This is a genomic window from Desulforamulus aeronauticus DSM 10349 (assembly GCF_900142375.1).
In the GTDB taxonomy this organism is placed as follows: domain Bacteria; phylum Bacillota; class Desulfotomaculia; order Desulfotomaculales; family Desulfotomaculaceae; genus Desulfotomaculum; species Desulfotomaculum aeronauticum.
This window is the reverse complement of record NZ_FRAR01000014.1, coordinates 25,989-38,939: the sequence shown is the minus strand read 5'-3', so window position 1 is coordinate 38,939 and position 12,951 is coordinate 25,989. Positions and strand designations below refer to the sequence as shown.

Annotated in this window: 16 protein-coding genes; 6 read left to right on the top strand and 10 right to left on the bottom strand. The window is 44.1% G+C overall.

The window, feature by feature from the left end:
* The first annotated feature begins 73 nt into the window (after positions 1-73).
* Both BUA78_RS09390 and BUA78_RS09385 read left to right on the top strand, forming a co-directional pair.
* On the top strand, positions 74-1,264 hold the full coding sequence (locus BUA78_RS09390; RefSeq protein WP_072913873.1) for a DNA polymerase IV: 1,191 nt from the start codon (positions 74-76) through the stop codon (positions 1,262-1,264).
* Positions 1,254-1,568, top strand: coding sequence for a hypothetical protein (locus BUA78_RS09385; protein WP_072913646.1), 315 nt, complete (start codon positions 1,254-1,256; stop codon positions 1,566-1,568). Before BUA78_RS09390 ends, BUA78_RS09385 begins: the two co-directional genes overlap by 11 nt.
* A 47-nt stretch (positions 1,569-1,615) precedes the next feature.
* Here the strand turns inward: BUA78_RS09385 and BUA78_RS09380 are convergent, their stop codons facing one another.
* The 3 genes from BUA78_RS09380 to BUA78_RS09370 all read right to left on the bottom strand — a co-directional run bounded on the left by BUA78_RS09380 (position 1,616) and on the right by BUA78_RS09370 (position 4,034).
* On the bottom strand, positions 1,616-3,043 hold the full coding sequence (locus BUA78_RS09380) for an MFS transporter (RefSeq protein ID WP_072913643.1): 1,428 nt from the start codon (positions 3,041-3,043) through the stop codon (positions 1,616-1,618).
* Positions 3,044-3,080: 37 nt separating this feature from the next.
* Positions 3,081-3,299 (bottom strand): DUF1653 domain-containing protein, encoded by a 219-nt coding sequence (locus BUA78_RS09375; RefSeq protein WP_072913638.1) that lies wholly within the window; start codon positions 3,297-3,299, stop codon positions 3,081-3,083.
* A 99-nt stretch (positions 3,300-3,398) separates the two neighbouring features.
* The gene (locus tag BUA78_RS09370; protein WP_072913637.1) at positions 3,399-4,034 is read right to left on the bottom strand and encodes a YkyB family protein; all 636 of its coding nucleotides are present in this window, start codon (positions 4,032-4,034) and stop codon (positions 3,399-3,401) included.
* A gap of 128 nt (positions 4,035-4,162) precedes the next feature.
* On the opposite strand from BUA78_RS09370, the gene BUA78_RS09365 reads away from it, so the two are divergent.
* Entirely contained in the window at positions 4,163-4,612 is a 450-nt protein-coding gene (locus BUA78_RS09365; RefSeq protein WP_072913636.1) for a hypothetical protein, read from the top strand.
* 75 nt (positions 4,613-4,687) lie between these two features.
* Here the strand turns inward: BUA78_RS09365 and BUA78_RS20215 are convergent, their stop codons facing one another.
* Both BUA78_RS20215 and BUA78_RS09360 read right to left on the bottom strand, forming a co-directional pair.
* Positions 4,688-4,846, bottom strand: coding sequence for a hypothetical protein (locus BUA78_RS20215; RefSeq protein WP_175548996.1), 159 nt, complete (start codon positions 4,844-4,846; stop codon positions 4,688-4,690).
* A 5-nt stretch (positions 4,847-4,851) separates the two neighbouring features.
* Positions 4,852-5,376, bottom strand: a complete 525-nt coding sequence (locus BUA78_RS09360) for a helix-turn-helix domain-containing protein (protein ID WP_072913635.1) — start codon at positions 5,374-5,376, stop codon at positions 4,852-4,854.
* A 182-nt stretch (positions 5,377-5,558) separates the two neighbouring features.
* On the opposite strand from BUA78_RS09360, the gene BUA78_RS09355 reads away from it, so the two are divergent.
* Entirely contained in the window at positions 5,559-6,146 is a 588-nt protein-coding gene (locus BUA78_RS09355) for a peroxiredoxin (RefSeq protein WP_139257322.1), read from the top strand.
* Between the two features lie 218 nt (positions 6,147-6,364).
* Here BUA78_RS09355 and BUA78_RS09350 read toward each other — a convergent pair whose 3' ends face one another.
* From BUA78_RS09350 to BUA78_RS09330, 5 genes are all read right to left on the bottom strand, one after another.
* A complete protein-coding gene (locus BUA78_RS09350; RefSeq protein WP_072913634.1) occupies positions 6,365-6,967 on the bottom strand; it encodes an ABC transporter ATP-binding protein in 603 nt (200 codons plus the stop codon).
* 12 nt (positions 6,968-6,979) lie between these two features.
* Positions 6,980-7,906, bottom strand: coding sequence for an oligopeptide/dipeptide ABC transporter ATP-binding protein (locus tag BUA78_RS09345; protein ID WP_072913633.1), 927 nt, complete (start codon positions 7,904-7,906; stop codon positions 6,980-6,982).
* A 126-nt stretch (positions 7,907-8,032) separates the two neighbouring features.
* Complete coding sequence (locus BUA78_RS09340) at positions 8,033-8,890, bottom strand: ABC transporter permease (RefSeq protein ID WP_072913632.1); 858 nt, start codon at positions 8,888-8,890, stop codon at positions 8,033-8,035.
* Complete coding sequence (locus BUA78_RS09335; RefSeq protein ID WP_072913627.1) at positions 8,883-9,884, bottom strand: ABC transporter permease; 1,002 nt, start codon at positions 9,882-9,884, stop codon at positions 8,883-8,885. Before BUA78_RS09335 ends, BUA78_RS09340 begins: the two co-directional genes overlap by 8 nt.
* Positions 9,885-9,895: 11 nt before the next feature.
* Positions 9,896-11,509, bottom strand: a complete 1,614-nt coding sequence (locus BUA78_RS09330; protein ID WP_072913624.1) for an ABC transporter substrate-binding protein — start codon at positions 11,507-11,509, stop codon at positions 9,896-9,898.
* 559 nt (positions 11,510-12,068) lie between these two features.
* On the opposite strand from BUA78_RS09330, the gene BUA78_RS09325 reads away from it, so the two are divergent.
* Both BUA78_RS09325 and BUA78_RS09320 read left to right on the top strand, forming a co-directional pair.
* Positions 12,069-12,248, top strand: a complete 180-nt coding sequence (locus tag BUA78_RS09325; protein ID WP_072913622.1) for a hypothetical protein — start codon at positions 12,069-12,071, stop codon at positions 12,246-12,248.
* A gap of 96 nt (positions 12,249-12,344) precedes the next feature.
* A complete protein-coding gene (locus BUA78_RS09320; protein ID WP_072913619.1) occupies positions 12,345-12,938 on the top strand; it encodes a superoxide dismutase in 594 nt (197 codons plus the stop codon).
* Positions 12,939-12,951 lie beyond the last annotated feature (13 nt).

Sequence of the window (12,951 nt, the reverse complement as noted above, 5' to 3'; positions counted from 1 at the left end):
TTCCCCTTGTATTAGAACTGTTGTTTGGTATAATGAGTTTACAGAAAGCGAATGAATGTTTGGTGGTGTAGCTGTGACCAAGGTAATTCTGTTATGCGATATAAACAGCTTTTTTGCTTCCGTTCATCAGGCCTTAGATCCTGGGCTGCAGGGCAAGCCTGTGGTGGTGGGCGGAGATCCTGCTAAACGAACGGGGATTGTTCTAGCAGCTAGTGTAGAGGCTAAAAAAAGATTTGGCATTAAAACTGGCATGACAGTGGCAGAAGCCAAGGCTCGTTCCAGGGAGGTTATTTTTGTTTCTCCTTCTTTTAAAGAGTATGTAAAATTTTCTACCAGCATTAACAAGATCTTAAAGGACTTTAGTGATTTGGTAGAACCCTGTTCCATTGATGAAAGCTTTGTGGATATTACAGGTTGCTTAAAAATTTTGGGCAGCCCCCTGGAAATTGCCGGAAAAATTCAAGGACGCATTAATAATGAAATCGGGGTAGGGGTTAATATTGGCATTGGCCCTTCCAAGTTGGTAGCTAAAATGGCTGCGGAACTGGAGAAGCCTAATAAAATTATCCCCCTTACCTTAGAGGATTGGCCCCACAAAATATGGCCGTTGCCGGTGAAAGAGTTGTTTGGGGTGGGTTCCCGTATCGGACGCTGGCTGAACCAGGTGGGGGTAAAGACCATCGGAGACCTGGCAGTTCTGCCGCCGGACGTGCTTAAAAAAAGATATGGTCTCATCGGAGAGGTTTTGCACCATTCTGCCCAAGGCATTGATTTCAGCCCCGTGGATCCCCAGGCAATGGATGTTGTCAAGAGCGTGGGCAATCAAATTACACTGCCCAGGGACTATCTGGGATTTGACCGAATCAAAGTGGTTATTTTGGAGTTGGCCGAGGAGGTGGCCCAGCGGGCTCGTCGGGCTGGCTGTTTAGGCAACCGGGTCAGTCTAACGATGAAAGACCCCAATTTTTTTACTGAGACCCATTCCAGAACGTTATATTCCTATACAGATATCACCCAGGAAATTTATGATGAGGCAGTATTTTTGCTGCAAAAACATTGGCATGAGGAAGTGAGAGTAAGATTGGTGGGACTAACACTTTCAGGGTTACTCCGGAAGGAAGAAACGCAGCTAAATTTGTTGGTTGAGCGAGATAAACAGGAAAGAATAGATCGGGCCACAGACTTAATTCGTTCCCGCTGGGGTCAGCACAGTATTAAACGGGCGGTGTCTTTGACAGACTGCGGAGTTTACCATGAACGATAAGCTAAAGAATTACTATAAAAATAATTTTCTTTTTACCGGCCACCGGATGATGATGCCCCAGGCAGGTGAAAAGCTCAAACACGCCTGTGGACAGTGCAAGTATTATGTAAACGTAATTGGGCAGCAGGAAAACCGGAGAATCTGTTTAGCTGGGGTCAAAGCTTACCGCCAGCGACAAAAAAGAGTGCCTGAGAGTATCGATATTGTGGAGCTTATGCTCTTGCTAGGCAAAGAAGCTCTACAGGCATTAGCGAGCCAAGGAGGTCATAATACGGCCTGTGGTACCTTCGAACTGCGAATGTAGGATGGAAAACTCCCACCGAATTCAAATAGACAACGGTGGGAGTTATTTTATTTCTGTGGTTGTCCCAAAGGCTGTTGGCTGCCTCGTACGTAGGAGGTCACTACTCCGAAGACTGCTAGTAGTGCGGCCACAAGAAAGGCATCGTGCATTGCGTTGACAAAGGCAGTGGCCTGCAAGTTTTGTCCCTGGTAACCCAATTGGTTATATTTGGTTAGGTAAATGGGCAGACGCCCATTAAAGACAGCACCACTTATGGCAATTCCCATCACCATACCCATGTTGCGCATGCTGGCAATGGTACTGGAGGCAATGCCCAGCCGCTGTTTTGGTACGGAACCCATGATAGCACTGCTGTTGGGAGCCTGAAAAAGGCCGGAACCCAAACCAAAAAGTAACAACGGCAGGATCAGCTGTACCGGGCTAAAGGCAGTTCCCAGGCCACTGAGTAAAAATAAGCTCAGACAGGTTAGGGCCATACCTAAGGAACTTAGCGTACGGGAACCAATCTTATCGGATAAGGTTCCACTGATAGGCGAAGACAAGAGAATCATCAGGGGGGAAACCACCATTAGCATCCCGATGTGAGAGGGATCCAAACCGGCCACATCCTTCAGGTAAAAGGGGATTAGGAAGATGTAAGAAAACATAGCCATGTAGTTAATCAGAGCGCTAACACTGGCTGCGCTAAACAAACGAATTTTAAAAAGATTTAAATCCATGAGAGGTTGAGGATGCCGCAATTCCCACCAAATGAAGAAACCCAGCATCAAGAGGCCAAAACCTAATAGCGACAAAGTTTGGCTAGAACTCCAGCCCCATTGCTGTCCGTGACTGAGAGAGAGCAGAATGGCGAACAACGTTAAGAAAAGGGCTATGGCACCGGGATAGTCAAAGGCCTGTTTGTTTACCTGGATACTCTTGGGTAGGATATAGCTGCCCCATACTACACCCAGAATGCCAAGGGGGATATTTAAATAAAAAACCATTTGCCAGTCAAAAAATTGCACCATGATACCGCCGATAAAAGGGCCGGTAGCCAAGGCTGACGCCACAACCATACCGATCATTCCCAGAGCTTTACCGCGCTCCTGGGGAGGAAAAGTGGCCGTGAGGATGGCGGGCCCAATGGCCATAATCATGCCTGCGCCAATGCCTTGCAACACCCGAAAAGCAATTAATGTATGAATTGTTTCTGAAATAGCACAAAGCAAAGAAGCGGCAGTAAAAATAACAAAACCTGTTAAATAAATACTTTTATAACCCCAAATATCTCCTAATCGACCATAGGCAATGAGCAAGCTTGAAATCACCAGTAGATAGGCCATTACCACCCACTCCAAAGATGCCATATCCACTTCGAAGTAGTTACCAATGAATGGCAGAGCAACGTTGATAATGCTCGAACTCATGGCCGAAAGAAATGTCCCAATGGCTACCGCGAACATTGTTTGCCATTTGTTAGTACCTGTTCGCATTTTTAAAATTCTCCTTAGCTATAAAGATGTCTGCTGGCTACTGGCCAGTTTGTCCAATGTAAGTAAATCGCTTTACTAGCTGTCCCTCTACTTCTACTTGTTCAGTAAACATGGCCAGGGGTCTTACCCACAGGCTGCTGTCCTTATCACTGCGGTAAACCACCAGTGGTTCCTCGGTCTCTGAATGTTTGGCCACGCAAATAACTTCGTAATAATTCCCCTTAAAATGTCTGTATTTACCTGGTTGAAGATTCACGGTATTCCCTCCGTATGGTTTCTTTTTCAAAGAGGCTTCTACAATCCAAGTTAATTTCCTTTATAAATTTAAACCAGCGTACTCCTTTTGGCTAGACTGTTAGCTCATAGCCAAATACTTTTCCAGGAGTTTTACGGCTTCCAGAAACGTTAATGAAGTACTTTCCTTTTCCGCGGAGATGATATCAATTTCTCCTAGGAAGGGGTGTTTTTTAATATCCTTGGCCTTAGCAGGGCGATGAAAGGTATGCTCTCCCACTTGAATCAATAAAAGGTGGTTAATGGATTCCCGTTTTCCCTGGGTGTTGATGATTTGCTTATGGATTCCTAAAATTTCTGCCCTTTCTTCCGCCAGCATCTTCGTTAGAACCTGGGACTTTAATTCATATAATTGATGTTCTCTTTGCTTTAAGCTCTTTACCAAATCATGGTGGCCTTGTTCATAATGGTCCTTTTTAGTATCTCTTTTTCGTTTGGCAAACTTGTTAATAATATAAAGGGCCTCAGAAAGGTTTTCGGTATTCATTTCCAGGTGATCAATTGATATTTGGTAATTTTCAATGGGTATGCAGCGTTCCACGTCGTATAAGTGTTCTCTCTTGTAATAAGAACCACTATAAAAATGAATAATGCCGTCTGGGGCATCAGCCTGTTTGGGCTGTAAACCGAGCCTTGCTAACTGGGATTTTTTCATTAAGTAACCGGGAACCTCAGACCAACGTTTATATTGCAGCATCTGTCTCACCCAATTTCATTTTTCCAAACACTCCACGCCTGGCTGGTTGTTTTTTTGCGTACAACTATGTATTATTAAACACAGTGGACAAAATAGAAATGTAACTGCTCATAAAGGAGGAACCACCCTTGACCACCGATTCTAAAATTAAAGTTATTGAACCCTTTGGCGGGAGCATTGGTACGATTAAACCAAGAAAATCTAAAGAGAGCATAGGGATTATTTTAGAGCATCCAGACTTTGCCATTCCCTATCAGGCTATTAATCCTAACAATCGAATTGCACCAGCCCACACGGGTCGTTTTGAATACCGCTGGGAGTATGACCAAGCAGAAGATGCCTATTTGCTTTATTTAGCATATCCCGATGCGGTTGGTTTTGCTATCAAATTTCAAAGAAACAAGGCTGGACAAATCTTACAGAAACTGCAGGAGTTAAATACTAAATCCCCCATGTTCGGCATCATTTTAAGACATAAGGAACACCACAGCCCCGATATCTTTGACGATTCAGTAACTCTTATTGGACTCGAATTTGATAAAGACCCGGCTGCCGATTGGCCGCAGGAAAGAGTGTAAACTAGTAACAAAAGATACCCACCCAATCACCAGGGTGGGTACCTTTTTATTTTACTATCAGATGTACTAACTGACTTATTTTTTCTTTTTGAGATACGGCGCCAGCATAATAAAGACAATGGCCATCAGAATAGTATATGCCCAGTCAATATGTTGATAAAGCAAGTACTGAGTAACGGAACTGCCTACTAATACAATGGTACCTATAATGGCACTCTGCTTGTCTATTTGCATCAGCTTTACCTTCTCGTCTCTTCAATAAAGAGATTATTCAGACGGGTCTTAGAAATAATGTGATATACACCCTCCTGGGCTTCAATTTGTTTGACAACCCCACTTTTAAAGGCATGATATTCAATGACCTCTTTGTTTTGCTGGTCCAGAATATTTACCATCTCATTGATCATTTGTTTCAATTGTTGAAACTCTGGGTTGTCTCCTAGGCTAGCACCTAGTTCATGGGTTAACAAGACCGCATTGGACATCAGCTTACTTACTTCATCATCACCAATATAGATGAAGGCGCTTCGGTCAGTGAGCTCTTGTCCCCGTTCCTTAACTTTAATGGTTCCCTTTTCTTCCAACTTAGCCAGAGCATCTACCACAATGGTAGGCAGCAGCAGACCCATCTCATCGGCTATATCAGCAATACTTTTCACACAAATACCATCCACGGATTTGTCACGGATGAAATTACCTACTCTGGTGAGTAAGCCTTTAGATATTTTGCGAGGTTTGCAACCACAGGCATTTTTTTCTGTCATTTTAAGAACCCTCCTACAAAAACCTTCTTTCATAATTAAACCAAACAACACATGGGCTGTAAATAGAAATCCCCGATTGTTTTGACATGTGTCAAATGATAACCAGACATCATACAATAAATGGAAACAATGTTGGGGGTGTTTTTATGTCAGATACCAAAGAAACGAAGCCTGCTTTGGAGATGCCCCCCTGCGGGTATCCAAATATTATAGTAAAACCGGAGGAACCGGCTCCAGACTTTACGGCAGAAGCCTACTACCGAGGAAATCGGGTTACCGTGAATCTAAGTGACTATAAAAATCATTGGGTCACCCTGTTCTTTTATGCCAGTGATTTCACCTTTGTTTGACCTACCGAATTGGCAGCCGTGGCTGCCCGTTATGATGAATTTCAGAGACTGGGTGTGCAGGTACTGGCTATTAGTACAGACAGTGTCTTTTCCCACAAGGTTTTTGCGGAGGTATCACCCTCTGCCCGCATAATCCAGTACCCCTTGCTTTCCGATCGTTCCCACAAGATTTCACGCAAGTACGGTGTTCTCCGAGAAGAACTGGGCTTTACGTACCGTGCCACCTTTATAATATCCCCCGAGGGGAAGGTAAAATATGTTTCCTTATATCCGCCGGAAGTAGGACGTAATGTGGATGAAATTATCCGGGTCATCCAGGGTCTGCAGTATGAAGCAGCCACTGGGTTAGGGATTCCTGCCGGTTGGCGTCCGGGCATGGCCGGTATTCAAAAAGAGTTTAGCATGGTAGGGAGAATATAATTGGGTACGAGGCTCCTCACGGGGCCTTTACATTTTAATCATCATTTAGTAATTCTTTCACTGCTCGGTATTACGAAGAATAGAGCCGAAATACCTTGGATGACCTCAATAAAAAATGAAGGAAGAGGCCGCTCACCCTACGAGTAACACGGCCACTTCCCAACATACAGATATCTTAAAGACATAAAATATATAAATATTATAACTGTGCAATACTGCTACTTCGTAAGAATTTGTATTCTTGTACACACCTTTTCGGCCAAAGCAGTATTATGAGTGACCACAATCAGCCCCAATTTTCGCTTTTCTGTTTCCTCCAAAAGAAAGCTCCATATCTGCGCCTGAGTAATCATGTCCAGCATAGTGCTGATTTCGTCTGCAATCAAAAATCGCGTACGTTGTCCCAACGCACGGGCAATGCAAAATCTTTGCAGCTCGCCGCCTGACAGTTCGCCTGGGAATCGGTTTAGCCAGTCGTGTTCAATGCCAAGTGCATTGATGATGCGTTGCTCAATCTGGTCACCTTCAGCGATGGTTTCTTTCAATCGTAACCGTGGATTTACAGAGGTTTCGGGATGCTGCCAGATCATTTGCACAGGATGATAGCCTTTCATCCCATATACATCTTCGCCGTCCAAAAGCACCTGTCCGTTAGAGGGCTTACTATATCCCGCTAATATTTTACACAGAGTCGTTTTGCCAAATCCGCTGGGCGCAACAATGCCAACCCTTTCGCTGCTTTCAGCGGCAAAGGAGATGTTATTTAGTATATGATAGCCCTTTTTATATCCAAAGCTGATTTCTCTTGCTTCTAAAAGCATAGCTTTATCTCCTTACTTTGCACAAGCGCACAGTACACTGCCATTGCGTATGGTCTGCATAGGAATTTTACTGTTACATTTTGACGAATACACTGAACACCGCGGAGCATAAACACAGCCTTGCGGCTTATCTTTTACATAGGGCTGTACTCCGGGTGTAGGTGCAAATCCGTTTTGCGGCAAGGCCCGCCATAAAGCTTTGGTATAGGGATGTCTTAGTAGGTTCTCTGACTGAAAATCCGACGCAAAAGCTTCCTCCACCGTTGTTCCGGCATAAAACACGGCAATACGGTCGCTAACTTCCAGCGCAAGCTCAATGTCATGGGTAATCAGCAGTACGCCGCCCCCTTTGTCCGCAAACTCACGAAAATGCTTAAGGGAGTTTTTTGCAGCTTCCAAGTGCAATCCCGGCGTCGGCTCATCTGCTACAATTAGTTTAGGGGTTTCCATCATGGCGGCGGATAAAAAAACACGTCTTGCCATCCCGCCCGAAAGCTCGAAAGGGTATAGGTTATCGGTTTTGGCAGGCAAATCATAGAAGGAAAAAAGCTCCTGTTGTTTCCGGTAGGACTCTATTACTTTTTTATCCTTCCGTACCTGCGAGCCGACTTTTTTTAGTGGGTCAAGGTAAGTAACGCTTTGAGGCACAAAAGCAATTTCTTTACCCCGAAGCTGGTTTATTTTCTGAGCGTTCAGCAATTCCCCCTCAAAATAAATATTGCCGCACGCCGTACTGTTGGGCGGCAATATCCCAAGCAGGGTGTGAGCCAAAAGGCTTTTACCTGAACCGCTTGCACCCACCACCGCCACCATTTCGCCTTTTTTGACGGTAACATTCAGATTTTCGATTACCTGTAAATCAATTTGCCTGAATCCTCTTTCATAGCCGGTAAAGGATACCGAAAGATTTTCAACTTTTAATAATTCTTTTTGACTCATCCGCTATCCCCCTCGTAAATATGTCTTGCAAACCAAACCTTACTGAATTTCCAGCTCGATTTGGTATAGTAAATAACTCAAAATAACCATTACCATACTACGACAGCCCGTTCATATTACCCTTGACTATTTATTTGCGCTGTGGGGGTCAATCAGGCTTCTTAGACTGCTTCCCATTAAATCAAACAGCAAGACCGTAGACAGCAGGGCAAGCCCTGGGAATACGGCAAGCCACCACATACCAAGCGACAGATACTTCATGCTTTCGGACAGAATTATACCAATTCCCGGTTGTTCCGGCTTAAGCCCAAAACCAAGAAAAGTGAGAGCTGCTTCGTGTAAAACCGCATGAGGGAATAACAAAATAAATCCTACTAAAAATTGCGGGAATATATGAGGTAGCATATGCTTTCGCGCAATTTTTAGGTTATGTTGCCCCAGTTTTTTCGCTATTTTAACATAAGGAGCTTCTTTTATAGCCAGAACCTCACCGCGGATAACACGCGCCAGCATCGGCCAATGACTGACCGCTACAGCTATTACTACACCGAACATACCCTTACCCAAGGCGTAGGAAATCAGCAGTAACAGCAAAAGATGCGGGATGCCCAAAACTACATTGATTAAAAATTCAATGACTGCATCGGTCTTTTTTCCGAAAGATGCGGCAAGAACGCCCAAAATGCCTGCCAAAATTGCACTGATTACCGAGGCTAAAATTCCGATAACAATACTGATAGAAAGTCCTTTGAGGGTTCTTGCCAGCATATCACGCCCCAGCCAGTCTGTTCCGAATGGGTGAGCCATGCTGGGTAAGAGGTTTTTTGCGTCAGAGCGGGTTGTGATTGCTATCTCACCCATTAAACTTCCGGATATTGCTATGCACAGCAATAAAACTACGGCAAAGATAAAATAGATAAGCGTCTTGTGTCGTTGATTCAGGCGGGGCTTTTTGTATTGTTGCAAAATAGTAATATCAGTCATTTTTCAGCCCCCTTCTGATGCGTGGGTCAATAATACCATACAGGGCATTTGCTATGAAGTTACCGGAAAACACCAACGCAGCGCTGATAACAGCAATACCTAGAAGAAGCGGGGAATCTCCGCTCAGCCCGGCGTTTACTGCCGCCTGCCCTAAGCCCGGATATGAAAAAACTTGTTCTACAAGTACAGAACCGCCAAAAATTTCTCCGATTGAAGCAAATTGAAGGGTGATTGCCGGCAGGATTACGTTACGGATACCATGATGGCGAAGAATAGAAAAGGTACTCTTTCCACGCGCTTTGGCATAAAGCACGTAATCTTCTGCCATAACATCAATCATCTTTTCGCGGGTATGCAGGGCAATGTTGGCCACGCCGATTACGCTAAGGGTCAATGCGGGAAGGAACAGGTGATGCAGAGTATCAAATATAGTCACTTTTGAAGCATCTACGCCAATTGGCACGCTAAGTCCTATCGGAAACCATTTAAGCCAAACGGCGAAAACCATCAGCATAACAAGTGCCAGCCAAAAGGTGGGGGTGCTGGCCAAGAGGAGCGAATATCCCTTAACCAGCTTATCCGTCAGTCTGCCGCGCCGGATGCCGGCAATAACGCCGAGAAAAAAACCCAATATCCCCGAAAACAGCCATGCGGTAAGCATTAGGGCAAAGGAATTAACAAACCGCACACCAATTACGTCTATTACGGGCTGACGGTAAATCAGTGATGTACCCATATCTCCGCGTACAAAATCTGAAAGCCAATTGAAATACCGTATCGTCAGCGGTGTGTCCAATCCAAAATAGGACTCAAGTTTGGCCAGTGTTTCCGGCTGGATATTGCGCATTCCCACTTCACCCACATACATGCGGATAGGATCAACAGGTGAAACCGAAATCAGGACAAAGCAAATAATGCTCACGGCCAGCAGCACCAAAAGCAACTTTACTAAAATTTTTACTAAATATACAGCTACTGCATGTCCTGTTTTCATATCAGCACGTCCTAATTCCAATACCACTGGTCTGCGTTATTGGTAATCGTCCATCCGTATCCGTGTGGATGAATCTTTTTATCTATCACGTTCAAGCCGTCTTTTACAAAATAGATATGGTCAATTTCAACCAGCCATACCCAAGGCGAATCGGCGGTAGGTGTAACGCCTACCGTGCCGTCCCATTGGGCCTTACTCCATAAGGGATAGGATGCCTCAACAGAGGGAGCAGCAAGTGCATCATCAATATGTTTATCCACGGCGGGGTTTGAATAAGACGCACCATTTTTTTCGGTATAGTAATGGCTAATGATTCCTGTGGGCGAATGCATTCCTGCCCCAAATACATGGGGAGTTTCGTAATACAGCTTTGAGATTTCATCCCAACTTGAGCCTTTGGGATTAATTTTTATACCAACAGCCTTCGCCTTTTCAGCTACCGCCATGGCAAGGCCGGTACGCGCAGAGTTTGAAGACATGTAAAGCAGGTCAAACTCCGCTTTCTTTCCGTTTTTCTCATAGATACCGTCAGCGTTGAGCTTCCAACCATCCGCTTCCATAATGCTTTTTGATTTTTGGGGGTCGTAGGAAACCTCTTTCATAGCAGGGTTTTCCCAAGGCTCTCCGTGGCTTTCACTGTAAGCTGCCGAACCATATCCATATAGAACATCTTTTACGAGCGCTTCTCTGTCAATGGCAAAGGACAATGCCTGACGTATGGCTTTGTTTGAGGTAGTATCATTGCCTGCCGGAAGAGTTTCCCCGGAAGCATCCGGCGTTGTTTTGCCGCCGGAAGGGATGCAGGGTAGGTTAATACCGCGCACGTCCACGCTGGCAAAAGATGTAATTTTATATCCGTTTACCTGTTTTAAGGTGTAGTTTGGCGCTGTATAGGCCACATCAACCTGACCGGCCTGTGCAGCGGCATAGGAAGCATCCTCCGACATAAAAACAATGGTAATACGTTTCATTTTGACCTTTTCACCGTAATAGTCAGGATTTGCCTCTAAAATTACCTGTTCGCCCTTATCCCATTGTTTCAAAATATATCTCCCTGAGCCAATTGGGTTTTGCCCATAGGTTGACGGGTTATAGGCATGTTCAGGAACAATTCCTACAACCGCCGCTATGTATGCAAAAGCAGAATAAGGTTTGTTAAAATGAAAAACAGCAGTTTGGGCGTCAACAGCTTCCACAGAATCAATCATAGACAAATCGGTATCCGTAGCCTGTTCTTTAGCGGTGTTATAGGTAAAAGCTACATCCGAGGCGGTAAGGGGCTTGCCATCGGTAAATTTAACATCACTGCGGATTTTGAAAGTCCAAGTCTTTCCATTATCAGCAATAGTATATTCTGTTGCAAGGTCTTTGCCGATTGTAAGGTCATCATTTGTGACCAGAAGGGTGCTTTGGAAAAGCGGGTCATGGGTATGCTCTCCGGCAGCCCAGCCCATGATGGGGTCAAATCCTGCGGCAGGTTCGGACTCTGCATCCATTGAAATAACAACGCTGTCTTTAGGGGTATTAGTTTTTGTGCCTTCATCGGCGGGTTTAGTTCCGCAGCCCGCAAGTGCAACAACAAACGCTAAAAGCAGGGGCAAGCCAAACCATTTTTTATTTTTCATAGTAACCATTCCTTTTCAGCTGTTTATATTATTATCAAACAGGCAAAAACCTGTTCTGTATTGTTATTTGTGCAAAAATAAAAGAAGGTCAGAAAAAATCCAACCTTCTGGTGGTAAACAATACATTCATTGTATCCTTGTAGTTATCACGATTTCTGCAAAACATACTTTTGGGAGCAGGGATAAAGTTTTTATGTACCCTTAAGCGGCTTGTGCCTTCGTGGCACAATTATTAGCTTTGATAATAATTGGTTATTCATACTTTGTCAATAAATTTCTTAAACTTCTTACAATTTTGTTAATCTCACTTATATATGGCAAGAAGAAAAAATATGGCTGTTGGAGTAGGTTAAACCAATATGAATCACTGGAGGTTCATAGATGAAATTATCCGGGTCATCCAGGGTCTGCAGTATGAAGCAGCCACTGGGATGTCTGGAATATGATTGGGGGTAAGGCCTCTCACAGGGCCTTTATTTATATTTTAATAATTTAGTAACAATATGTTTATTGCTTTGTTATATATTTTTGGTATGATCTCAATCAGGGAGGGATATCAATGAGCATTACTTCAATGGAACAATTTATGAATATGTTTGGCCGGCATCCTGTCTCTGTTTTTTTAGAAGACCCATCTTTTTTCGCTTGTCAAGATTATAGTTTTACGGAGGATTTTCTTGACCATGTGATGATGCTGGCGGAAACCTTTTGTCGTACCTTTCGGGAGGTTTGTGAGTAATAAGTTATTATAATGTAAGGAAGAAGTAATAAATAACTTGCATCGGTGTATTATAATACAGTATAGATAGTTAATATTTGGAATGGAGGAAAAAATATGAAACATGAATTACCTGCTTTACCCTATGCTTATAACGCTTTGGAACCTTATTATGATGAGCAAACAGTAAAATTGCACCATGATGCCCACCATAAAGCGTATGTGGATGGCTTAAACAACGCTGAGGCTAAATTGCTGGAAGCCAGAGAAAAGGGAGACTTTGCTCTGGTAAAACACTGGGAGAGGGAATTGGCCTTTCATGGGTCCGGCCATATCCTACATACCCTGTTTTGGGATAATATGGCGCCTCAAGGTGGCGGACCGGCTACAGGTTTGGTGGCCGAAGAGATTACTAAATATTTTGGTAGCTTTGATACTTTTAAAAAGCAGTTTTCCGCCGCTGCCGTGGCAGTGGAAGGCTCCGGCTGGACACTTTTATGCTATAACCCCATCTTTAAGAAGTTAGAAATCCTAACTGCGGAAAAGCACCAAAACCTCACTCAGTGGGGAGTGGTTCCCTTGCTGGCTTTGGACCTCTGGGAACATGCCTACTACCTAAAGTATCAAAACAAGCGGGCGGCCTTTGTGGAAGCTTGGTGGAACTTGGTCAATTGGCAAGATGTTAATCGCAGGTTAGCTGATTGCCTTTAGAAAAATAGTTAAC

Excerpts from the sequence above, each read along its gene's own strand:
- BUA78_RS09370 (WP_072913637.1), bottom strand. The coding sequence starts at position 4,034 with ATGCTGCAATATAAACGTTGGTCTGAGGTTCCCGGTTACTTAATGAAA.
- BUA78_RS09340 (WP_072913632.1), bottom strand. The coding sequence starts at position 8,890 with ATGACTGATATTACTATTTTGCAACAATACAAAAAGCCCCGCCTGAAT.
- BUA78_RS09320 (WP_072913619.1), top strand. The coding sequence starts at position 12,345 with ATGAAACATGAATTACCTGCTTTACCCTATGCTTATAACGCTTTGGAA.
- BUA78_RS09330 (WP_072913624.1), bottom strand. The coding sequence starts at position 11,509 with ATGAAAAATAAAAAATGGTTTGGCTTGCCCCTGCTTTTAGCGTTTGTT.
- BUA78_RS09325 (WP_072913622.1), top strand. The coding sequence starts at position 12,069 with ATGAGCATTACTTCAATGGAACAATTTATGAATATGTTTGGCCGGCAT.
- BUA78_RS09335 (WP_072913627.1), bottom strand. The coding sequence starts at position 9,884 with ATGAAAACAGGACATGCAGTAGCTGTATATTTAGTAAAAATTTTAGTA.
- BUA78_RS20215 (WP_175548996.1), bottom strand. The coding sequence starts at position 4,846 with ATGCAAATAGACAAGCAGAGTGCCATTATAGGTACCATTGTATTAGTA.
- BUA78_RS09380 (WP_072913643.1), bottom strand. The coding sequence starts at position 3,043 with ATGCGAACAGGTACTAACAAATGGCAAACAATGTTCGCGGTAGCCATT.
- BUA78_RS09345 (WP_072913633.1), bottom strand. The coding sequence starts at position 7,906 with ATGAGTCAAAAAGAATTATTAAAAGTTGAAAATCTTTCGGTATCCTTT.
- BUA78_RS09360 (WP_072913635.1), bottom strand. The coding sequence starts at position 5,376 with ATGACAGAAAAAAATGCCTGTGGTTGCAAACCTCGCAAAATATCTAAA.
- BUA78_RS09350 (WP_072913634.1), bottom strand. The coding sequence starts at position 6,967 with ATGCTTTTAGAAGCAAGAGAAATCAGCTTTGGATATAAAAAGGGCTAT.
- BUA78_RS09385 (WP_072913646.1), top strand. The coding sequence starts at position 1,254 with ATGAACGATAAGCTAAAGAATTACTATAAAAATAATTTTCTTTTTACC.